This is a genomic window from Streptomyces sp. NPDC029466, assembly GCF_055574515.1.
Genome location: NZ_JBVHZH010000027.1, coordinates 49374 through 70975, shown reverse-complemented (window position 1 = coordinate 70975; position 21602 = coordinate 49374). Strand labels below are relative to the sequence as shown.

Genomic DNA, 21602 nt, shown 5'->3' with positions numbered 1-21602 from the left:
GTCCAGCCGGAATCCGGGGCCTTGGCCATGCCGTCGGCCGCCCGCCCGCCCCGCGTACTCGAAGGGCTCTTGAAGGGGACTTCGTAGCGTGTCAGGACCCTACGAACAGCGAAGGATGCGATATGCCGTTCACCCCGAAGGAAATCGCCTATTTGCGGTCACAGGGCTACGGCCGGCTCGCCACGGTCGGCGCGTACGGAGAACCGCACAATGTCCCCGTCTCGTTCCTCCTGGATGAGGACGACGGTGTTATCGAGATCACCGGAAGAAACATGGGCCGCAGCCGGAAGTACCGCAACGTGCTGGCCAACGACAAGGTTTCCTTCGTCGTGGATGACATTCCCTGCCGCGATCCGGAAGTCGTACGGGCCGTGATCATCCACGGGCAGGCACGGGCGCTGGCCACCGGAGGAAAGGCCCGCCGTGCGCAGTGCGACGAGGAAATGATCGTGATCCGCCCGTTGCGGATCATCAGTTGGGGCATCGAGGGCAGCCTGGCCACCGGTGTTCACTCCCGCCGGATCACCGTCGAAGAGGAGGCACAGCGATGAGGGACATGCCCGAATTCCCGTGGGACGTCATCCTGCCGCACAAGCGCCGAGCGGCTGAACACCCCGACGGAATCGTCAATCTGGCCCTGGGCGAGCCCGTCGACCCCACGCCACGCCCGGTACGGGACGCCCTCGCCACGGCCTCCGACGCCCCGGGATACCCGCCGACCGAGGGCACCGACGCCCTGCGCAAGACGGCCGCCGACTGGCTGTGCCGCCGTCTGGGAGTGAGCGTGGACCCCACGGCCGTGCTGCCCGCGGTCGGCACCAAGGAACTGATCGCCTGGCTGCCCACCATGCTCGGCGCCGGTCCCGGCGACACGGTGGCCATCCCCGAACTGGCCTTTCCCACCTTCGATGTGAGCGCCCGGCTCGCCGGAGCCACATCCCTGCCCGTGGCCTGGCCGCCGGACCTGCCCGCCACGGAGCGCCCGGCGGTGGTCTGGCTCAACTCACCCTCCAATCCGGAGGGAAGGGTGCACTCTCCCGACGAGCTGCGCGCGCTGGTCGCCTGGGCCAGGGAACACGACACCGTGCTCGTCAACGACGAGTGTTACATCGAGTACGGCTGGGACAGCCGGCCCTGCTCCCTCCTGGACCCGCGGGTGTGCGGGGGCAGCCACGAGGGGCTGCTGGCAGTGCACTCGCTGTCCAAGCGCTCCAACCTCGCCGGCTACCGGGCCGGAATCTGCTCCGGGGACCCGGCCCTCATACGGCGGCTGCTCGGGATCCGCAAACACGCCGGGCATGTCGTCCCGGCGCCCGTACAGGCCGCCATGCGCGCCGCGTTCGCGGACGACGTACACGTGGAGGAGCAGCGGGCGCGGTACGCACGCCGTCGGCAGACTCTGCGCGGGGCGCTGCTCGCGGCCGGTTTCACCCTTGAGCACTCGGCGGCGGGTCTCTTCCTGTGGGCGACTCGTGGCGAGTCGTGCTGGGCGACGGTGAAGGAACTCGCCGAGCACGGCATCCTCGTCGCCCCCGGCGCCTTCTACGGTCAGGCCGGGGAGCGTCATGTCCGCATCGCGATCACGGCGAGCGACGAGCGGATCGCCGCTGCCGCCGCCCGCCTGCGATGAGCGCCCCCGCTGCGGCACACCCCGCTGCGAACCCCGCTGCCGGTCCCCGGCCGGTGGCGCTGCTGCTGCCCGGCCAGGGCTCGCAGCACCCCGGCATGGCCGTCGGTCTGTACGCGGCGGAACCGGTCTTCGCGGACGCGGTGGACGAGGTGCTGGACGCGATGGGCGGGGAGGGTGGACGCATACGGGACGACTGGCTCACGGGGGCCGGCACGGCGCCGGGGGGCCGGCGCGCGCCGGGCCACAGGCTGCCGATGGATCATGTGTTGCGCTCCCAACCCCTGTTATTCGCTGTGGACTTCGCGTTCGGACGGCTGGTCGAGAGCTGGGGCATCCGGCCTGCCGTGCTCCTCGGCCACAGCATCGGCGAGCTGGCCGCGGCCTCCCTCGCGGGGGTGTTCACGGCGCGGGACGCCGCCCGGGTGGTGCTGGACCGGGTGGTACGGCTGGCGCAGGCGCCACCGGGCGGACTCCTCGCGGTGGCGGCGGCCCCCGACAGGCTGGCGCCCTATCTGGGCGACGGTGTGGTGGTCGGTGCCGTCAACGCGCCGCAGCAGACGGTGCTTGCCGGACCGGAGAACGCGCTGCGGGTGGTGGGCCAACGGCTGTGCGCCGACGGCCTGGCCGCCCGGCGCGTCCCGGCGCTGAGTCCGTTTCACAGCCCGGTGATCGCCCCGTACGCCCAGGGCGCCGAGCGCCTGCTGGCGTCGGTGGCATGGCGCGAGCCCGAGCTGCCGGTGTACTCGTGTTACACAGCGGCACCGCTGACGGCGGACCAGTGCGCGAATCCCGCGTTCTGGGCCGCGCAGCCCGTCGAAACGGTGCGGTTCTGGCCGGCCCTGGACGCGCTGCTGGCCTCAGGGGACCACGTGGTGGTCGAGGCCGGGCCCGGCCGGGGGCTGTCGAGTGTGGCCCGGCGCCACCCCGCCGTACGGAGCGGACGCAGCCGGGTGATCGCCTTGGCACCGAAAGGCCGGGGCGTACCGGAGGACGAACGGGCCTGTCTTGAGTCCGCGCGGGAGGAACTGCGGGACGAGGGGCATCCAGTGCCCCAGTAGGTGTGCACGCACCCGGTACCGATGTCGGGTAAGGACAGGAGGGGCGCCCCGCACGATCGCGGGGCGCCCCTCATCACCTCGGCCTGCGGCGCGGTCGTCACCCGTCCTCGTCATCGATGAGCGCCGCCGCGCGGGTCCAGCCGGCGCCCGCACCCGCGATCTTCACCGGGAAGCACGAGACCAGGAACCCGGCCGGGCCGGGCAGCGCGCCGAGATTGCTCAGCCGTTCGATCTGGCAGTATTCGCGCTCCCGGCCCACGAAGTGGGCCGGCCACAGCACCCCGCGGTCGCCGGTGCGCCGGTACTCGGTGAGCATGTGCCCGAAGGGGGCGTCCAGGCTGAAGGCATCGGTGCCGATGACCTTCACCCCGAAGTCCAGCAGCAGATGGGTGGCCTGGGCGTCGAGCCCCGCGAACTCGCTGAAGTACGCGGGTGTGCCTGCCCGTTGGTCGGCTCCGGTGTGCAGCAGCACGATGTCGAGGGGGCGCGGGTCGCGTCCGGCCTCGTCGAGCGCGCGCCGCAGCCGGCCGGCGCCGATGACCCCGGTCGGTGCGTCCGTGAGGTCCAGCTTGAGGCCGGGCCGCAGAAACCAGTCCAACGGCATCCGGTCGATGTGGCGGGGCACGCCGTAGCGGGCCTTGGACCCGTAGTGCGAGGGGGCGTCGACGTGGGTGCCGGTGTGGGTGGTCAGCTTCAGAGTGTCCAGGGAGAGCAGTTCGCCGTCGGGCAGCTCGGCCGGGTCGAACTCGATGCCGTAGTCGCGCCGCATTCCCTCGGCCATGTGGCGGCCGCCCTCGGCGGGAGAGAGGACCTGGTGTTCCACCGGGTCGATCTCCCACTGGTTCGCGTCCACGGTCGACGACAGATCGACGATGCGCATGAAGGACCTCTGTTCTCTCGTGTCAACACGGGTTCATCCGCCGGTCGTTCCTCAGCAGGGGTGGTTACGGATACGGGCCGAAGCCGGTCAGCGCAGGGCCGCTCCACCGTCCACGGTGAGGATCTGCCCGTGGAGTCCGCCCGCCTGCGGGCTGCACAGCAGCGCCACCACGTCAGCCACCTCGTCAGGGGACGCCAGGCGCCCGGTCGCGGTCCGCTGCTCCAGCCGCTCCCGCACATCGGCGGGCAGGGCGTCCGCGCCGGGGTCGGCCAGCTTGCCTGCCGTCACCGCGTTGACGGCGATGCCCCGCTCGGCCAGTTCCACCGCGAGATAGCGCACCAGGGTCTCCAGCGCGGCCTTGGCCATGCCCGCACCCGCGTACCCGGGCACCACACGATGCGCCCCCGTACTGGAGATCGCCACTATCCGGCCCTTACCCGGTGTCATCAACTCCCCGAGGCGACCGGCGCCGTACAGCAGCGGACCGAGTGCCACGGCACCGTCGCGCAGCGACCGTCCGACGTGCGGGGCGGCGGTGGGGGCCGGGTGGAAGGAGGCAGCGCTGTGCACCAGGACGTCCAGCCGCCCGTGGGTGCGGCGGATGTCGTCGAGGAGTCGCACCACTCCAGCGGGCGTGCCGATGTCCGCCCGCATCAGGCGCACCGTGCCACCCGCCTTGACGAGCCGGCGCTCTACGCCGAGTGCGGCGCGGGTGTCGTGGGCGTAGTTGAGCAGTACCTCGCAGCCCGCGGCGACGAGCTTGCCGGCGATGGCGCGGCCGAGGCCCCCGGTGGCCCCGGTGACCAGAGCCACCGAGCCGCTGAGGGTGCGGCCCGGTCCACCGGAGGAGTCCGCCGGGTGTGGTGTCGCCGCCGCTGTCACGTCCGCTGTCACATTCACTGTCACATCCGCTGTCATGGAAGTGCCCTCCTTCATCGGTTTCGTCCACGTCGCACGGCCTCATTCGGTCCGCGCGTCCTGTCGTACGCCGCCGTCCCCGTGCCGTGGGGACTGCGCCGGCGACTGCTCGGGGATCAGATGGAGGCCGCGCAACATCTCCTCCACGGCCTCGGCGGTGGCGGACGGCGCCTTGGCCGCGAGATAGCCGTCCGGCCGGATCAGTGCACAGCCGCCGGGTGGAACACCGAGGCCGCGCCGCAGAGCGCCGTCCGGATCGGGCAGGACGTCCGGCTCGTCCTGTCCCTTGGTGTCCGGATGGACGCGGTGCACGGACACGGCCCGTCCGAAGTGCCGCACCAGACGCTCCCAGCCGGCCCGGTCGGCGGTGTGCCGGCCAGCGGCCTTGTGCCGGGCGGGGGCGCGACCGGTGGCCTCCGGGGCCGTCGGGAACAGCAGCAGGGTCCAGCGGGGATCAGTCAGCGCCGCGCGGAGCGCCCGCCATCCTGGATGGTCCGCTTCGTCCCGCGCCATGCACCCCACGCGGTGCCCCGGCCGCAGACCACGCTCCGCGCCCGGATCAGGTGCGGGGCTGAGCGGTCCGTCCCCGTAGTGCAGCGCGAGACCGGAGAGGCCCGCCATGATCCGGTGCTCGACCCGCCGCTTGACCGGTCGCAGCGCTTTGAGGGCGGTGAGCCCCACCGGCATGAGCACGGGAGCAGCCGCGTTGCGCAGCGCCACGAGCGCGGTCGCCTTCCGGGTCGACGAGAGCAGCCTGCCGCCCACCGGGAGGCGCTCGGCGGCGTAGGAATCGAGCAGGGTCTCGTGGGCATGGCCCCGGACGACATCGGCCAGCTTCCACGCCAGGTTGTAGGCGTCCTGCATCCCGGTGTTCATGCCCTGGCCGGAGGCAGGGCTGTGGACATGCGCCGCGTCCCCGGCCACGAAGCAGCGGCCTGCGCGCATGGCGGTGATCATGCGCTGCTGTACTCGGAAGACCGAGATCCAGGTCGGCTCCCCGACGGTGACCGGGCGGCCGAGCGCGGCGGAGATCTTCTCCCCCAGTCGCCGGCGCACCGCCTCCGTGTCGCCCGCCCCGTCCGTCTCCTCGGTGTCCACCACCCGCCATTTGCCCGGGTCCGGGAAGGGGACGAGCAGGACGGTGCCGGAGCCGGTGTGCAGCAGATGGTTGCTGTCGCGCGGCAGGTCCGCGTCCACCACCACGTCCGCGTTCAGCCAGGTGCGGGTGGCATCGCCGACCAGGCGCAGCCCCAGCCGGTCGCGTACGGTGCTGCGCGAGCCGTCCGCGCCCACCAGCCAAGGCACCTCGACCTCTTCTTCGTCAGCCGCCCGGGTGCCCTCTTCGCCCGCTGCCGCCCGGCCGGCGGCGGTGCCGCCACGCCGCAGCCGGGCGGTCACCCGCTCCCCGTCCGGCCGGCAGTCCGTCAGCTCCACCCCCCACTCGACGGTCACACCCAGTTCTGCCAGCCGGCTCCTGAGGACCTCCTCCGTACGCACCTGATCCAGCATCAGGGAGAAGGGATAGCAGGTGGGCAGACGTGTGTAGTTGGTGTCGAAGCGGATCAGCTCGCGGCCGCGCAGATGCAGCGTGAAGTGTGTGACGCGCTGCCCGCGGGCCAGCAGCGCATCGGCCAGCCCCATCTGGTGGGCGATCTCCAGTGTGCGCGGATGGACGGCCAGCGCACGGCTGGTCGTCGCCGGGCCGGACGCCCGGTCCACCACCCGCACCCGCACCCGTCTGCGGGCCAGTTCGTGGGCGAGGGTGAGGCCGACCGGGCCGGCCCCGGCGATCAGCACCTCGCTGCGGCCGCCCGCCGTGGACCGGCGCGGTGCCCGGCGGGCAGGCCGCCGCGGCTCAGGCGCCATGCCGCGCCTCAGCGAATTCCTTGGCGAGGGCGAGCGTGGCGGCGCTGTTTCCGCCGACCGCCTCGCGGATGTACTTCCGTGCCTCGGCCGGTGTCGCGCCCTCGCCGACGACGGTGGGGATGGCCGCCGCGTTGAGCCGGATGGTGTGCTGCGAAGTGACCCGCAGTCCGTCACCGGTGTCCACCACCGTCCACCGGCCGGTGTGCAGGCTCATCAGCGGCGGGGTGGTCACCTGCTTGTAGACGATGGTCCGTTCGGCGGGGAAGCAGACCCGCACCGATGCGGTGGTGTGCTCCGAGCCGTTGCCCGCGCGGGTCACCATGGTCATCTGCTGGATGCCGTCCGAGGGTTCGGCCAGTTCCATCCGCGCGACATGGGGGAGGCGGTGGGGCCACTGGCCGGCGTCCCGCAGAAAGCCGTACACCGTGTCGGCCGGGGCGTGCACCGTCTCGTGGTCCTCGAAGGAGAAGAGCAGCTCGTCCGGCTCCCGCCACCCCTCCGCCAGGGCCTTGATGTTCTCCAGCTCGGTCCCGCTGTTGCGGTCGGTGGCCGAGGTGATCCACTCCACGTTCGCGGGAAGGTCGTCCACCGCGGCGAAGTCATGGTGCAGCGTCAGTGTGCTGGTGCCGCCGGGCAGTTCCTCGATGACCCACTCCCCGCCCATCGCCGCGACGGGTGGGGAGCAGACCTCCTGGCGGAAGGTCACCCGCCGCCGGACCGGGTCCAGGCTGCGATGCGACGTCCAGTGTTTGACCTCGTCGTTGGCGGTGGCCCAGATGCGCAGTCGCTCCTCGCGGGCGCCGAGTTCCTCGCGCCGGACGTGCACGGTGGGGGTGAAGCGCTGCGGCCAGGACGCGGCGTCGCGGACGAGCGCGTACACCCGGTCGGCCGGGGCGTCGACGGCCGTTTCATGGCTGGCGTGGTGGATGCGGGGCGTGGGCATGGGCTTCCTCTCTCATGACTCCGATGGCTCATGGCACGGCGGAAGGTGTGCGGCGGGGGTCAGTAACTGCCCAGTCCGCCGCAGACGTTGAGGGCCTGCGCGGTGATGGAGGCGGCCTCGTCACCCACCAGATAGCCCACCAGCCCGGCCACTTCCCCGGGGGTGGAGTAGCGGCCCAGCGGGATCTTGGCGTTGAAGCGGGCGAGGACCTCGTCCTCAGTGGTCTGCCAGGTGGTGGCGTAGGCCTGCCGGACGCGGGCGGCCATCGGGGTCTCCACATATCCCGGGCACACCGCGTTGACGGTGATCCCGCAGGTTGCCAGCTCCTTGGCCAGGGCTTTGGTGAAGCCGATCATTCCGCCCTTGGACGCCGAGTAGGGCGCGCCCAGCGGCACCCCCTGCTTGCCGCCGGTGGAGGCGATGTTGATGATCCGCCCCCACCCGGCCTCCTCCATGCCTCCGGTGGTCAGGACCTCGCGGGTGACCAGGAAGGTGCTGTTGAGGTTGGTGTCGATCACGTCGTACCACAGCTCGTCGGTGATCCGGGAGGTGGTTCCGCCGCCGTTGCGCCCCACGTTGTTCACCAGGACGCCCACCGGCCCGAAGCGGTCCACGGCCGCGCCGACCACCCGGCTCACCGACTCGCGCGAGCGGACGTCCCCCTCGCAGCCGTCCACCTCGTACCCCCGGCTCCGCAGGTCCTTGACCACCTCCTCGACGGTGTCGCGACCGCGGGCGCAGAGGAACACCCGCAGCCCGCGGGCGGCAAGGGTCTCGGCCACGGCCAGGCCGATGCCGCTGGTGCCGCCGGTGACCAGGGCTGCGGGGGCGGTGCCGGGAGGTGTGGCGGTGCTGCTCATGGGGCTCCTCCGGTGGTGTGAAGTGTGTCCGAGGTACGGCACACCACCAGCGTGCAAGCGAGGGTTCGAGGCGGAACCGACCGTGGTTGGGGCCGTGGCCGGGCCGGTCACCGTCGTCGGCTCGCCGGTTCGCCGCTCTAAGACGGGTCGAAGCAGTGCTGCCACGCTCACGGCGGGTGGCCGCCCACCGCGCGGCCGCCGGAGAGGAGATCCCATGTCACCGTCGAAGCGGCCCCCGTCGGGCTCCGCCTCGCCCGTCCTCCCCGTGGACGACGCGCTCTATCAGGAGATCCAGCACTTCTACGCCCGGCAGATGCGGTTGTTGGACCAGGGCATGGTGGAGGAGTGGGCAGCGACCTTCACCGAGGACGGGGTGTTCACGGCCAACGCCCACCCGGAGCCGTCCGTCGGCCGCGCCGCCATCGCCGGCGGCGCCCGTAAGGCCGCCGCGCAACTGGCCGAGCAGGGGCTCCAGCGCCGCCACTGGCTGGGCATGCTGGAGGCCGACAAGCAGGCCGACGGCACCGTTCACGCCCGTACGTACGCTCTGATCCTCAGCACCCCGCGCGACGGTCAGGCTTCCGTGCACCTGAGCACCACCTGCGACGACGTGCTGGTGCGGGAGGGGGGCCGGCTGCGCGTCCGGCGCCGCGAGGTCCGCCGGGACGACCTGCGGTGACGTACGCCAGGGAGGAGACCGACCCGGAGCACGGCCGGGCGGGGATCCCGCAGCGGACCGGCGAGGGCGACAGCACCGCGACCGGCGCCCCTCTGGAGACCATCGACCACCTCGTGGGCGGCCCACGGATCGACGATCTGCTGCGACGGGCTGCCCGACGTGCCCCCGGCCGGCTCGCACTGAGCGGCCCGTCGGGAGCGCTGACCTACGCCGCTCTGGACGAGCGGGTGACCCGGTGCGCCGCCGCGCTGCGGACACTGACCGGCGGGCCCGGCCCCGGCGCAGTGGTCGGGATCGCCGCGGCGCTCGACCTGCCCTTTGCGCTGGCGTACTTCGGAGCCGCCCGGGCGGGGCTGGTCAGCGCCATGTTCAATCCGCTGCTGCGCGAGGAACGCCTGGCGCACGTCCTTAGGTCCGCAGGCGCCCGGGCGGTGATCGTGCCGCCCGCCATGTACGCGCGCATCCAGGCGGTCCGTCCCGCACTGCCCGCCCTGCGCACCGTGGTGCTCACCCATCGGGAGGCGGAGTACGAGGAGACGACGCGGCGGATTCCCACGCTCGGCGAACTGGTCGACCGGGCCGCGCCCGTGGCACCGCCGGCCGCTGCCGACGCCGGAGCGGTGGCCAATCTTCAGTTCACCAGCGGCACCACGGGCGCCCCGAAGACCGTGCAGCTCACGCACCGGAATCTGACGGTGAACGCGGCCCAGACGGCCCACGCCCACCGGCTGACCGAACACTCGGTCCTGCTGAACAACCTCCCGTCCTTCCACCTGATGCACCTCAACATCGCGGTCACCGTCGCGGCAACCCACGTCCTGTGTCCTGGGGACGACGGTGAGCAGGCGATGCGGACGGCGGCCGGGCACGGGGCAACGCACTTCTACAGCCTGCCGGTCCGGCTCTCCCGCCTGGCCGCGCACCCGCGACTGGCCGACCTGTCCGTGCCCACACTGAAGGCGGTGCTTTCCGGAGGCTCCGCATTGCCCGCCCGTACGGCCGACCTCCTGGGCGGGCACTTCCGGGTGCCGGTCGTGCAGGGGTACGGGCTCGCCGAGACCTCACCGTCCACGCACTTCGACAGCCTGGACCACCCGGTCACCGGCTCCTCGGGGCCGCCCGTCCCCGGTACCCGATGCCGGATCGTCGACCTGGACACCCGAGCCGTGCTCCCCGTCGGTGAACGCGGTGAAATCCAGGTCACGGGACCGCAGTTGATGAAGGGATACCTGGGCGGCCCCCGGGAGGAGGCCGTGGAGCCCGACGGCTGGTTCTCCACCGGGGACATCGGCTACGCGGACGCGGACGGGCGGCTGTTCGTCGTCGACCGCGTCAAGGACGTCTTCAAGTGCGACAACTGGCTGGTGTCGCCGCTGGAGATCGAGCACGTCCTGCTGCGCAGCCCGGACGTCGCCGATTGCGCGGTCTTCGACCACCCGGACGAGTACAGCGGGGCCGTGGCGCACGCGTTGGTGGTCCTCAAGAGCGCCGTTGCCGACCGCACCACCGTCACCCGCTTCGTCAACGACCAGCTCCCCTACTACCAGCACCTCCAGTACCTCGACGTGGTCGAACGCATTCCACGCTCGCCCACCGGCAAGATCCAGCGTCGTGAACTGCGGGACGCCACCCTCACACGGCACGCCCCGGACTGACCGCGACGCCCCACCGCAGCCCGACACCCCACCGCACGAAGGGAAAACGCGTGTTCACCTTCATCAACCGGTTCACCGTCGACGGCGACCCCGAGGAGTTCGAGAAGCGACTGGCGGATATCACGGCCCATATGGCCCGCCAGCCGGGCTTCCGGTCCCATCGCCTCTACCGCTCCGGCAAAGACCCCAAGGTGTACGTGGAGCTGGCCGAGTGGGAGGACGCCGCCGCTCACCAGCGCGCCGCCCGCACCGAGGAGTTCCTCGCCGCCGTACGACAGGTGCAGCAGCTCGCGACCGCCGACCCGGCTCCGTACACGCTGCTCACCGCCCACTAGCCGGCCCGCGAGCCCCCTGGCCCGCAGACCGGACCCACACCCGCTCTCGTACCAAGGAAAGGGATTCATCCGTGACCAGCACTGCCCGTACGTCCGGTACTCCCGGCACGGTGCTCCCCCCGGCCGTCATGCACCTGCGCGAGCTCGCCCTGAGCGCCGCCTGTGCCGCGGCCGTCCGCGCCGCGGCCCGCCTGGGCGTGGCCGACGCCCTCGGCGACGAGCCCGACGACGCGCCGGCGCTCGCCGAGGCCGTCGGCGCCGATGCCCAGGCCCTGGCCCGGCTGCTGCGCGCCCTGGCCGCGCACGGCATCTTCGCCGAGCTGCCCGACGGGCGGTTCCGGCACACCGACACCTCGCGGCTGCTGCGCGAGGACGCGCCGCGCAGCCTGCGCTACTCCGCCCTGTGGGCCACCGAACCGTGGACCTGGGAGCTGTGGCCCCACCTGGAGGAGGCGGTGCGCACCGGGAAGGAAGTCTTCGCCGGGCTGTACGACAGCGAGTTCTTCGCCTGGCTGCACACCGCCGAGGCCCGGGAGTCCGCGGTGGTCTTCGACAAGGCCATGACCCAGTCCAGCGTCCTGTCCGCACGGGCCATCACCGAGGTACTCGGCATCGGCGACGCGCGCAAGATCGTGGACATCGCGGGCGGCCAGGGCATGGTGCTGGCCACCTTGCTGGAGAAGCACCCCGGCCTCCACGGCACCCTCTTCGACCTGCCCGCCGTGGTCGCCGACGCCGACCCCCGGCTGCGCGAGGGCGGTTCGCTCGCCGGCCGGGCGCGGCTGGTTCCGGGCGACTGCCGTAGTACGGCCCCCGAGGGCGCCGATCTGTACCTGTTGAAGAACATCCTGGAGTGGGACGACGAGAGCACCGTGCGCACGCTGCGGAACGTCGCCGCGGCGGCCCCGCCCGGGGCCCGGGTCGTGGTCATGGAGAACCTCGTCGACGGCAGCCCCGAGTCCCGTTTCACCACCGCTATGGACCTGATGCTGCTGCTCAACGTGGGCGGCCGCAAGCACACCAAGGACGGGCTCAGCGCCCTGATCAAGGAGGCGGGCCTGCGGCTGGAGTCCGTCCGGCCGGTCAACTCGTACCTGCACCTGTTCGAGAGCAGGGTCCCCGACGCGTAACGCGCACGCACCAAAAGCCCCCGGCCGCAGGTCCTGCGGCCGGGGGCTTCCCTCGTGCCTCGCCTCCCCGCGGAGAGACGAGGGACGGACGGGGGTCAGGCGGGAGCGGTTTCGGTGTCGCGGAAGAGGTCGTCTCGCACCTCCACACCGCGGTCGCCGTAGGCGATGCGCCGCAGCACCGAGCGGTAGGGGGGCGTACGCGAGACCAGCATCGCGGCCCTGGGCCGTACGATGCCGGAGAGGCGGCCGGTGGAAAGCATCATCCGGCTCTGCATCAGCTGAAGCCTGGTCATCTTTCCGGTCTCCCGCTGCCGCCGGACGACCAGCGGGGTCAGGAAGCGAGCGCTCAGGTCGCGCCGCCACAACCCCTCGCAGAGCACGGGGTGGGCCGCTACCGCGTCCTGGACGGCCAGGTTGATGCCCTGGGCGCCGATCGGGCTGTGGGTATGCGCGCTGTCCCCGATCAGCAGCAGCCCGTCGCGCGCCCACTCCCGGGCGCTGCCGGCGAACACATCCAGCAGGGACAGGTCCTTGAAGCCGTTGACCTGCTCCGCCACGGCTTCCGCGTACTGCGGCACCGAGGCGCGGATGCGGTCCTTGACGTACGCAAAACCGCTCGACGCCAGCTTCCGGTAGCCACGGTGGGGCAGCGTCCAGCCCAGCTGCACCCGGTCGGGGAACGAGGTGTACGCCAGGACGGGGCTGCCCCCGGCGCGGAAGATCCGCACCGTGCGGGTGGCGCCGGCGGTGAGCTTGAACCAGAGCACGTCCTGGTCGAAGAGGTCCACCCGGTCGTAGGGGATCCCGGCGAGGCGGCGCACGGTGGAGTACCGCCCGTCCGCCCCCACCACGCACTGTGCCCGCACCACCACCCGCCCGCCCGGCTCGCCCCCGGCACCGGAGCAGACCACCCCGCGGACCACACCCGCCTCCTCCACCAGGCCGTTCACCTTGCTGCCGGTCAGACAGACGAAGGCCGGATGGGCCCGGCAGCGGCGCAGCAGTTCGGCCAGCAGATGCTGCTGGGGAAGGCTGAGCAGACAGTTGAACGGTCCCGGCAGCCGGCGGTAGTCCCCGTCGATCAGGATCCTGCCGTGCTCCTCCAGCCGGAAGCCGTCATGTTCGTGGCACCCGCGCGCGCGGGCCCCGTCGAGGACGCCGAGCGCGTCCAGCAACTGCTGACCGCCGGGCTGGAGGATCTCCCCGCGGTAGGCACGCTCCAGCGTGCGGCTGCGCTCGACGAGCGCGACGCGCGCGCCCGAGCGCAACATCAGCAGCGCCAGCGTCAGCCCGGCCGGGCCACCGCCGACGACGCACACGTCCACCTGTACCTCGGCGGAGCACCCGGCGCGGAGGGCCGTGGCATCGGGACCCACCGCATCGGCGCTCACAGCTCCAGCCGGATGTCGTGCGCGGTCAGCCAGGTGTTCATCCACAGCGCCATCTCCAGACTGCCGCGATCGTAGGGGCGGCTGACACCGCCCACCGGACGCCGCAGCACCTCCCGGGCCTTTTCCAGATCCATCAACTCCCGCACCGGGGCGTCCCGGTCCGCCAGCACCGCGGACAGCTCCCGCCGCAGCACCCGCTCGTACGCCGGGTCCTGGGTGGCGGGGTAGGGCGTCTTGACCCGGGTGAGGACGGACTGCGGCAGCAGATCGGTCACCGCCGCCCGCAGCAGGCTCTTCTCCCTGCCGTCAAAAGTCTTCATCTCCCACGGCACGTTGAAGACGTACTCCACCAGGCGGTGGTCGCAGAACGGCACCCGCACCTCCAGTCCGGTGGCCATGCTCATCCGGTCCTTGCGGTCGAGCAGGGTCTGCACGAAGCGGGTCAGGTTCAGATACGACACCCGGCGCAGCGCGCGCTCCGGCTCGCTCTCGCCGGGCAGCAGCGGTACCTCAGCGCGGGCCTGCGCGTACCGGTCCCGCTGGTAGCCCGGCAGGTCCAGTTTGTCCAGCAGCTTCCGGTCGAACAGGCCCCGGCCGCCGAAGTAGCGGGCCGAGCCGGGGGTCAGCCAGGGGAAGGTCTCGGCCCGGACCGCGGCTCTGCGGTGGAACCACTGGTAGCCCCCGAAGAGTTCGTCCGCCGCCTCCCCGGACAGCGCCACCGTGCAGTGCCGGCGTACCTGCTGGAAAAAGAGGTAGAGCGAGGGCCACATGTCACCCCAGTAGGCGGGTGGCGCGTCGGTGGCCGTCAGCACCGCATCGCGTACGGCGGGGGCGGACAACCCCTCGCTGTCCAGGAGGACTTCCGTGTGGTCGGCGCCCAGGTGTCGCACCATCTCCCGTACGAAGGGCGCGTCCGTGGCCCGGCGCACGGCGTCCGGCTCGAAGCCGGTGCCGGCGCCGGTGAAGTCGACCGAGAAGGTCCGTACCGGCCCCTTCCCCGCCGCGCCGAGCTCGCCGGCAGCCAGTGCGGTCACCGCCGAGGAGTCCAGGCCGCCCGACAGCAGCGTGCACAGCGGGACGTCGGAGACCAGCTGGCGGGTGACCGTGTCCGCCAGCAGATCGCGCACCGTGGCGATGGTGGTGTCCAGGTCGTCGGTGTGCTCGTGGGCCTGGAGCCTCCAGTACGTCCGCCGGGTGAGGCCGGTGCGCCCGACGACGACCAGCTCGCCGGGCCGCACCTCGGACATCCCGGAGAAGACCGTCCTTCCCGGTGTCTTGACCATGTCCAGCACCTCGCACAGGCCCTCCGCCGTCACCCGGCGGGGCACCGACGGATGGGCGAGGACGGCCTTGGGCTCGGAGCCGAAGAGCACACCGTGCGCGGTGGGGTAGTAGTAAAGCGGTTTGACGCCCATCCGGTCGCGCACCAGCAGCAGTTCCTCGCGCGCCTGGTCCCAGACGGCGAAGGCATACATACCGTTGAGCCGTTCGGCCAGGCCCCGGCCCCACTGGAGATAGCCCCGCAACACCACCTCGGTGTCGCAGCGGGTCCGGAACCGATGTCCGTGGGCGGTCAACTCGGCCCGCAACTCACGGAAGTTGTAGATCTCTCCGCTGAAGGTGATGACCACCGCCGAGCCGTCGCCCGCGGTGGTGCGCATCGGCTGTCGGCCGTGATCCGGGTCGATCACCGCTAACCTGCGGTGGCCGAGCGCCGCGTGCCGGCCCAGCCACACCCCCTCGTCGTCCGGGCCGCGGCAGGCCAGGGTCCGGGTCATGGCCCCGACCGTGGCGTGCTCGGACGACAGGTCCCGTTCGAAATCGACCCAGCCCGTGACTCCGCACATGGGACTGCCCCTCACTTGTCCCGAGCGGCGCCGGGCACCCGCCGCCGGGAATCGGCGAGCGCCGCATTGGTCAGCTCGATCAGCGCGTGCGGGGTTCCGGCGTTGCCCACCGCGTCGTCGCCGAGGCTGACGCCGTATTCGCGCTCGATACGGCCGACGGTGTTCAGCAGGGCCAGTGAGTCGTAACCGAGGCTGTCGAAAGGGGCATGGAGGACATCGCCGTCCAGGTCGACGGACTCATCCTCGCCCGCGCACTCGCGCAGCAGGACCAACAGGGCGTCGAGGGTCAGTGTGGTCATGGATTCGTTCCTCTCATCGGTCGTGGTGATGCCGTCAGTCGTGGTCGTGTTTGTGGTGACGAAAGCTCCGGTCCGTACCGGGCGAGGGGGGGAGCAGCCGTACGGTCACGCCGCGCGGCGGACCACCATGGCCGAGTTGAACCCGCCGTATCCGCGGGCCAGCACCAGGGCACAGTCCAGCCGCGCCGGACGCGGTCCGTCGGTCACCAGGTCCAGGGCTTCCGGTTCCGCCTGGTCGGGCACGTTCACCGTGGGCGGGATCACCTGGTCGCGCAGCGACAGCAGCGCGCTTGCCAGATCCAGCGACGCGCCGCCCGCCAGCAGCCGCCCGGTCATGGTCTTGGGCACGGTCACCGGTACGCCCCGCGGTCCGAACTCGGCGGCCAGTACCCCGGCCTCCACCGCGTCCGGCCCGGGCAGCCCCATGCCGTCGGCGAAGACCACATCGATGGCGTCCGCGGTCACCTCGGCGTCGGCGAGCGCCAGTTGGACGGCACGGCGCAGTCCGGGTGGGCGCCCGGTGTCGGGGCGGGGGTCGAAGGTGGCGGCGTATCCGGCGATCTGCCCGTAGACGTGGGCCGCCCCGCGCTCGGCGGCGGAGCGGGCGTCCTCCAGAACCAGCAGTGCCCCGCCCTCGCCGGGCACATAGCCGCTGGCCTCGGTGGAGAAGGGCAGGTAGGCGCGTTGCGGATCGGTCCGCGGGGACAGTCGTCCCGAGCGGGTCTGGCACAGCCAGCCCCAGGGGCACAGCGCCCCGTCCACTCCACCGGCGACCATCAGCGCCGTGCCGTCGCGCACCTGCCGGCGGGCCTTGGCCACCGCGTCCAGGCCACCGGCCTGCTCGGCCACGAGCGCGCCACCGGGGCCGCGCATCCCGTGACGGATCGATATCTGGCCGGAGTTGACGGGGTAGAACCACGCGAACGACTGGTAGGCGCTGACGTGGTCGCCGCCTTTGCTCCACAGCGCCTGGAGCTCCCGCTGGCCGAATTCGAAGCCGCCTCCGGACGCGGCGGTGACGACCCCGGCCGCGTACGAGGACAGCTGCCCCGAATCCGCGCCCGCGTCGGCCAACGCCTCCTCGGCAGCCACCAGCGCCAGCCGGGTCATGGGGTCGGTCTGGGGCAGCAGCCTGCTGGGCAGCCGTTCCCCGGGCACAAAGCCCTTGACCTCACCGGCGAGCGTGGCGGCGTACCGCGACGGGTCGAACCGGGTGACCCGGCCGATCCCGCTCTCGCCGCGCAGCGTCGCGCGCCAATATTCCTCCGTGCTCGTGCCGTTGGGAGCGATGACGCCGAGCCCCGTGACCACCACCCGAGGTGTCGCCGTCGTACGGGCGGCGGGCGTAGGGGAAACCGCCGTGGCGGGGGCGGTGCGGCCGTTCACCGCGCGCTCCCCGGGGCGGTGAGCACGATCGCGCTCTGGAACCCGCCGAAGCCGCTGGCCACCGACAGTACGGTGTTCACCGGCGACTGCCTGGCCACCAGCGGCACATAGTCCAGGTCCAGGTCGGGATCCGGCTCGTGGAGGTTGGCGGTGGGCGGAATCACCGCGTGCTCGATGGTCAGCGCGCTGGCTGCCACCTCCAGCGCACAGATCGCCCCCAGCGAGTGCCCGATCATCGACTTGATCGAGCTGACCGGGGTGGCATAGGCGTGCTCGCCCAAGCTCCGCTTGAACGCCGCGGTCTCGTGGAGGTCGTTCTGTTTCGTTGCCGAGCCATGGGCGTTGATGTAGTCGATGTCCTTCGGGTCCCTCCGCGCCCGGTCCAGGGCCGCGCGGATGGCGTCGGCCATCTCCTTACCGTCCGGGCGCAGGCCCGTCATGCTGTAGGCGTTACAGCGCGCGGCATACCCGGCGATCTCCGCGTAGGCCCGGGCCCCACGGCGGCGTGCATGGCCGCGCTCCTCCAGGACGAAGAAGGCGGCACCCTCACCGAGGACGAACCCGTCACGGGTGCGGTCGAAGGGGCGGGAGGCCGTCTCCGGCTCGTCGTTGCGTGGAGTGGTGGCCTTGATCGCGTCGAAGCAGGCCACGGTGATCGGGGAGATCGCCGCGTCCGAGGCCCCGGCGACCATCACCTCCGCCGCCCCGTCGCGGATCAGGTCCGCAGCGTGGGTGACCACGTCGATCCCCGAAGTGCAGCCCGCGGAGACCACCCCCGCCGGGCCCTCGGCCTCGGCCAGCCAGGCGATCTCCCTGGTCATGGAGGAAGGCAGGAAGTAGTCGTACAAGTACGGAACCCCATGGGCCGGGTCCACCTCCCACAGCTGCCCCTCATCGCTGACCACTGCGTACTCGCGGTCCAGGCTCATCGTCATCCCACAGGCGGTGCCCACCATCACGCCGGTGCGCAGCGGGTCCGTCTCACCGGAAACCCCGCTGTCCGCCAGCGCCTCCCGCGCGGCTACGTACGCGAATTGGGTGGTGCGGTCCCAGGCCCGGATCTGGCGCCGGCTCAGCCCCTCTGCCAGCGGGTCGAAGTTGCACTCGGCCGCCACCTGGGAGCGGAACGGTGAGGCGTCGAAGGAGGAGATGGTGCGGGTGGCGGTCCGCCCCGCCGTGAGTAGTTCCCAGAACGGCTTGGTGCCCACGTCGCCCGGGGCCACCACGCCGATACCCGTGATCACGACGCGTCTGGCGTCATGCGTGTTGGACACTGCGTCTCCTTAGCCGTCGTCGCGCCCGGGCCGCGGGGCGGCGAGGGTGCGTCGATGCCAGCGTGACCCGCGGTGTTCAAGCCGGTTTGGAGGCGGGTTGGGGCAGCGTGCGGGGCCTGGAGGCGTGCTCTCGGAAGCGCCCTAATCCAACTGGGCGTCCAGCTTCTCGCGCAGCCGGCGCAGGACGAGCACCGTGGTGCGCAGATCGTCGTGGTCGATGCCCGAGGTGAGGTCCTGGAGCCACTGCCGCTCAAGGGGCCGCAGGTCGTCCAGTGCCCTTCTGCCGCGATCGGTCAGCTCGACCAGGGGGCTGCGTTGGTCCTGGGGGTTGGGACAGGTCGTCACGACGCCTTCGGCCCGCAGCCGGTCGACGGTCTGCTGGACCGCCTGGCGGCGAAGCCCGCGCTCGCGGGCCAGCCGGGCGACGGTGGACGGGCCGTCCAGCAGCAGACCGGCCACCTGCCAGCGGGCCGACGTGAGTCCGGCGTGGGCGGAGATCTGGTCTCCCGCACGCAGCAGCCGACCGTTGACCGCGAAGACCTCGGCGGTCACCTCGACCAGGGTGTCCACTTCCGGCGTTGACGCATCCATGGCCTCAGCGTATGTCCCGGCAACCAGAGAACGACAAGAGCTTGTCGAAAAGCTCGATTCCTGGCTACTCTCAGCACTCCACGCAAGCCCGTCGACCCGAAGCTCACCGCCCCCGGAAAGTGAGGAACCGTGCCCTCCACGCATCCGCGCGCCACTCCCGTCGCGACGGGCACCGATGGCGGTGGGTTTACACACCGGCAGATCATGACCGCCATGTCGGGACTGCTGCTGGCGGTGTTTCTGGCGGCGCTGGACCAGACCGTCATCGCCACCGCGATGCGCACCATCGCGGACCAGCTGCACGGCCAGACCGAGCAGGCCTGGGCCACCACGGCGTATCTGATCGCCTCGGTGCTGGCGATGCCCTTCTACGGAAAGCTCTCCGACATCTACGGGCGCAAGCCCATGTACCTCATCGCCATCGTCGTCTTCGTCATGGGCTCGCTGCTGTGCGGCATGGCCGACTCGATGGTGACGCTGGCGCTGTTCCGTGCGGTGCAGGGACTGGGCGGTGGCGGGCTGATGTCGCTGCCGACCGCCGTGGTGGCCGACCTCGCCCCGGTGCGCGAGCGCGGGCGCTACTTCGCGTATCTGCAGATGGCCTGGGTCGCGGCGAGCATCGTCGGCCCGCTGGCCGGCGGCGCCTTCGCGGAGGCCGGGGACGTGCTCGGCCTCGACGGCTGGCGCTGGGTCTTCCTGCTCAATGTGCCGCTGGGCGCGCTGGCCCTGATCACGGTGCGCCGCGCGCTCGACCTGCCGCACGAGCGGCGCGAACACCGCATCGACGCACTGGGCGCCGTGGCGCTGGCACTGTTCCTGGTACCGCTGCTGATCGTGGCCGAACAGGGCCGGACCTGGGGCTGGACCTCCCCCGTCTCGCTGGTGATGTGCACACTCGGGCTGGCCGGTCTCGCGCTGTTCCTCCCGGTCGAGCTGCGCCGGGGCGCGGAGGCCGTACTGCCGCTGCGGCTCTTCAGGCGCGGCGGCATCGCCCTGTGCTCGACGATCAACTTCACCATCGGCGTGGGCATTTTCGGTACGGTCACGACCCTGCCGCTCTTCCTCCAGATGGCACAGGGCCGCTCCCCCACCGAGGCGGGGCTGGTCGTGATCCCGTTCATGGTGGGCACCATTGCCTCCCAGGTCGTCTCCGGGAAACTCATCTCCGCGTCGGGCAAGTTCAAAAGGCAGGCGATCGTGGGCCTGGGCTCGATGGCCGGCGCGTTGCTGACGCTGTCCACGTCCGGCGTCTCCACCCCGTTATGGGGCATCGTCCTGATCGTCCTGTGGCTGGGAATGGGCATCGGGCTGGCCCAGACCGTCATCACCCTCGCCATGCAGAACTCGGCGCCCAAGAACGAGCTGGGCGTGGCCAATGCCGCCTCGGGTCTGTGCCGGCAGATCGGCGGATCGACCGGAATCGCGATGCTGTTCTCAGTGATGTTCGGGGTGGCCATCGCGCGCCTGACCGAACTGTGGCACAGCCCCGGCTTCTTGCGGCTGGCCTCCGACCCAGCGGTGGCCGACAACCCCACGAATCATCGCTTCCTGCAGGTGGTCGGCGGGAACGGTACCTCGAAGATCGATCTGAACGACACCTCGTTCCTGCACGGCATCGACTCCAGGCTGGCGCACCCCGTCATGGATGCCTTCGCCCACGGCTTCCACGCCATGTACCTCGTCAGCGGCGCGGTGCTGCTGGCCGGCTTCGTCCTGACGTGGTTCCTGCGGGAGCTGCAGGACGGGACGCAGGACGCGCCCGCCACGCAGGTGAGCGACCAAGGTGCGGCGGCGGACGGCGGCAGCCCGCAGGGCCAGGACGCGTGAAAACGGGCTGCCACATCAGGTCCGCCGACTCTCCACTCCCGCTCTCCTCACCTTCATTACGGAGATGAGAGCGGGAGCAACGACGGTGGGAGCACACGAGGAGTAGCGGAAACTGCCTCCAAGGGATCAGCGTGCCTTCCGCCTTCCGCAGGTTGTCAATCACTTCCGTGCCCTTTCCTTGGCCCCTCTCCCGCCCCCGGTTAGCGTCTGACTGGTTTTGGTCGACCGTGTGCTCACCGGAGTTCAGCGGAGGTATGAGAGGCGATGGAATTCAAGGCGCTCGGCCCCATCGAAGTAGTCAACGACCGACTCGTTTACACACCAAGTGCTCCCAAGGTAAAGCAGGTTCTCGCGCTGCTGGTGATGCGGACGAACCAGATCGTCCGGCTGGAGTCCCTCATCGACGAACTGTGGGGCGACCACGCCCCGCGCACCGCCGTCACCACGGCTCAGACGTATATCTACCAACTGCGCAAGGATTTCGTCGTCGAGCTCGGCGAGGAACTCGGCGAACGCTTCATCGTCACCACCCCGCCCGGCTATGTGCTCAGCATCCCCGAGGAATCCCTGGACATCCGCGTCTTCGAGCAGCTGGCCGACCGCGCCCACGCCTGTAGCGCGGCCGGCGACGCCGAGGGCACGGCGCGCTGGGCCAAAGCGGCGCTCCAGGTATGGCGCGGCGCCCCGCTCGCAGACGTCCCCTGTGGGCGCGTGCTCCAGGACTATGTCAGTAACCTGGAGGAGAAACGCGTCTCCACCCAGGAGCTGTACGTACGGGCCGCCATGAACCTGGAGCGCTACCGCGATCTGATCACCGATCTGCGATCGCTGGTGATGGAATACCCGTTCAACGAGTGGCTGCACGCCCAGCTCGTCCTCGCCCTGAACAAGGCCGGGCGCCGGGTCGACGCCCTGCACGCCTACCAAAGGGTCCGCACCCTGCTGCGCGAGGAACTCGGTCTGGACCCCTCACACGATCTGCAGCACGCACAGCAGGAGGTGCTCAGGTCCTCGCCCTGATCGGACGCACATG

Annotated in this window: 20 protein-coding genes; 9 read left to right on the top strand and 11 right to left on the bottom strand. The window is 71.3% G+C overall.

Annotation, left to right across the window (positions count from 1 at the left end):
* The first annotated feature begins 122 nt into the window (after nucleotides 1-122).
* From ACZ4XD_RS21280 to ACZ4XD_RS21270, 3 genes are read left to right on the top strand one after another with little or no spacing between them, the layout of a single operon-like run.
* Nucleotides 123-551 (top strand): PPOX class F420-dependent oxidoreductase, encoded by a 429-nt coding sequence (locus ACZ4XD_RS21280; RefSeq protein WP_468044236.1) that lies wholly within the window; start codon nucleotides 123-125, stop codon nucleotides 549-551.
* On the top strand, nucleotides 548-1630 hold the full coding sequence (gene dapC, locus ACZ4XD_RS21275) for a succinyldiaminopimelate transaminase (protein WP_468044234.1): 1083 nt from the start codon (nucleotides 548-550) through the stop codon (nucleotides 1628-1630). The genes ACZ4XD_RS21280 and dapC overlap by 4 nt, the downstream gene beginning before the upstream one ends.
* Entirely contained in the window at nucleotides 1627-2688 is a 1062-nt protein-coding gene (locus tag ACZ4XD_RS21270) for an acyltransferase domain-containing protein (RefSeq protein WP_468044232.1), read from the top strand. The genes dapC and ACZ4XD_RS21270 overlap by 4 nt, the downstream gene beginning before the upstream one ends.
* A gap of 97 nt (nucleotides 2689-2785) precedes the next feature.
* Here ACZ4XD_RS21270 and ACZ4XD_RS21265 read toward each other — a convergent pair whose 3' ends face one another.
* From ACZ4XD_RS21265 to ACZ4XD_RS21245, 5 genes are all read right to left on the bottom strand, one after another.
* Nucleotides 2786-3568: a cyclase family protein gene (locus tag ACZ4XD_RS21265; RefSeq protein ID WP_468044230.1), complete on the bottom strand. Its 783-nt coding sequence runs from the start codon at nucleotides 3566-3568 to the stop codon at nucleotides 2786-2788.
* A gap of 87 nt (nucleotides 3569-3655) precedes the next feature.
* Nucleotides 3656-4486 (bottom strand): SDR family oxidoreductase, encoded by an 831-nt coding sequence (locus ACZ4XD_RS21260; protein ID WP_468044228.1) that lies wholly within the window; start codon nucleotides 4484-4486, stop codon nucleotides 3656-3658.
* Nucleotides 4487-4528: 42 nt separating this feature from the next.
* The gene (locus tag ACZ4XD_RS21255; protein ID WP_468044226.1) at nucleotides 4529-6352 is read right to left on the bottom strand and encodes an FAD-dependent monooxygenase; all 1824 of its coding nucleotides are present in this window, start codon (nucleotides 6350-6352) and stop codon (nucleotides 4529-4531) included.
* Nucleotides 6342-7295 carry an aromatase/cyclase gene (locus ACZ4XD_RS21250; protein ID WP_468044224.1) on the bottom strand — a complete coding sequence of 318 codons (954 nt, stop codon included), beginning with the start codon at nucleotides 7293-7295 and terminating at the stop codon, nucleotides 6342-6344. The genes ACZ4XD_RS21255 and ACZ4XD_RS21250 overlap by 11 nt, the downstream gene beginning before the upstream one ends.
* A gap of 59 nt (nucleotides 7296-7354) precedes the next feature.
* Nucleotides 7355-8155: an SDR family NAD(P)-dependent oxidoreductase gene (locus tag ACZ4XD_RS21245; RefSeq protein ID WP_468044222.1), complete on the bottom strand. Its 801-nt coding sequence runs from the start codon at nucleotides 8153-8155 to the stop codon at nucleotides 7355-7357.
* A 214-nt stretch (nucleotides 8156-8369) separates the two neighbouring features.
* Here ACZ4XD_RS21245 and ACZ4XD_RS21240 point away from each other — a divergent pair, with 214 nt between their 5' ends.
* From ACZ4XD_RS21240 to ACZ4XD_RS21225, 4 genes are all read left to right on the top strand, one after another.
* Nucleotides 8370-8834, top strand: a complete 465-nt coding sequence (locus tag ACZ4XD_RS21240; RefSeq protein ID WP_468044220.1) for a nuclear transport factor 2 family protein — start codon at nucleotides 8370-8372, stop codon at nucleotides 8832-8834.
* Nucleotides 8831-10489 carry a class I adenylate-forming enzyme family protein gene (locus tag ACZ4XD_RS21235; RefSeq protein ID WP_468044218.1) on the top strand — a complete coding sequence of 553 codons (1659 nt, stop codon included), beginning with the start codon at nucleotides 8831-8833 and terminating at the stop codon, nucleotides 10487-10489. The genes ACZ4XD_RS21240 and ACZ4XD_RS21235 overlap by 4 nt, the downstream gene beginning before the upstream one ends.
* A gap of 50 nt (nucleotides 10490-10539) precedes the next feature.
* Nucleotides 10540-10824 carry an antibiotic biosynthesis monooxygenase family protein gene (locus tag ACZ4XD_RS21230; RefSeq protein ID WP_468044216.1) on the top strand — a complete coding sequence of 95 codons (285 nt, stop codon included), beginning with the start codon at nucleotides 10540-10542 and terminating at the stop codon, nucleotides 10822-10824.
* A gap of 128 nt (nucleotides 10825-10952) precedes the next feature.
* The gene (locus ACZ4XD_RS21225; protein WP_468044312.1) at nucleotides 10953-11954 is read left to right on the top strand and encodes a methyltransferase; all 1002 of its coding nucleotides are present in this window, start codon (nucleotides 10953-10955) and stop codon (nucleotides 11952-11954) included.
* A 95-nt stretch (nucleotides 11955-12049) separates the two neighbouring features.
* Here the strand turns inward: ACZ4XD_RS21225 and ACZ4XD_RS21220 are convergent, their stop codons facing one another.
* The 6 genes from ACZ4XD_RS21220 to ACZ4XD_RS21195 form a co-directional block, all read right to left on the bottom strand.
* Nucleotides 12050-13345 (bottom strand): FAD-dependent monooxygenase, encoded by a 1296-nt coding sequence (locus ACZ4XD_RS21220; RefSeq protein ID WP_468044214.1) that lies wholly within the window; start codon nucleotides 13343-13345, stop codon nucleotides 12050-12052.
* On the bottom strand, nucleotides 13342-15192 hold the full coding sequence (gene asnB / locus ACZ4XD_RS21215; RefSeq protein WP_468044212.1) for an asparagine synthase (glutamine-hydrolyzing): 1851 nt from the start codon (nucleotides 15190-15192) through the stop codon (nucleotides 13342-13344). Before asnB ends, ACZ4XD_RS21220 begins: the two co-directional genes overlap by 4 nt.
* 11 nt (nucleotides 15193-15203) lie before the next feature.
* Nucleotides 15204-15491 carry an acyl carrier protein gene (locus ACZ4XD_RS21210; RefSeq protein ID WP_468044210.1) on the bottom strand — a complete coding sequence of 96 codons (288 nt, stop codon included), beginning with the start codon at nucleotides 15489-15491 and terminating at the stop codon, nucleotides 15204-15206.
* A gap of 105 nt (nucleotides 15492-15596) precedes the next feature.
* Nucleotides 15597-16877: a ketosynthase chain-length factor gene (locus ACZ4XD_RS21205; RefSeq protein ID WP_468044208.1), complete on the bottom strand. Its 1281-nt coding sequence runs from the start codon at nucleotides 16875-16877 to the stop codon at nucleotides 15597-15599.
* A complete protein-coding gene (locus ACZ4XD_RS21200) occupies nucleotides 16874-18151 on the bottom strand; it encodes a beta-ketoacyl-[acyl-carrier-protein] synthase family protein (protein WP_468044206.1) in 1278 nt (425 codons plus the stop codon). Before ACZ4XD_RS21200 ends, ACZ4XD_RS21205 begins: the two co-directional genes overlap by 4 nt.
* Nucleotides 18152-18292: 141 nt before the next feature.
* On the bottom strand, nucleotides 18293-18742 hold the full coding sequence (locus ACZ4XD_RS21195) for a MarR family winged helix-turn-helix transcriptional regulator (RefSeq protein WP_468044204.1): 450 nt from the start codon (nucleotides 18740-18742) through the stop codon (nucleotides 18293-18295).
* Between the two features lie 204 nt (nucleotides 18743-18946).
* Between ACZ4XD_RS21195 and ACZ4XD_RS21190 the strand changes: the two genes are divergently transcribed.
* Nucleotides 18947-20569 carry an MDR family MFS transporter gene (locus ACZ4XD_RS21190; RefSeq protein WP_468044202.1) on the top strand — a complete coding sequence of 541 codons (1623 nt, stop codon included), beginning with the start codon at nucleotides 18947-18949 and terminating at the stop codon, nucleotides 20567-20569.
* Between the two features lie 264 nt (nucleotides 20570-20833).
* Nucleotides 20834-21589, top strand: a complete 756-nt coding sequence (locus ACZ4XD_RS21185) for an AfsR/SARP family transcriptional regulator (RefSeq protein WP_468044200.1) — start codon at nucleotides 20834-20836, stop codon at nucleotides 21587-21589.
* Nucleotides 21590-21602: the final 13 nt, after the last annotated feature.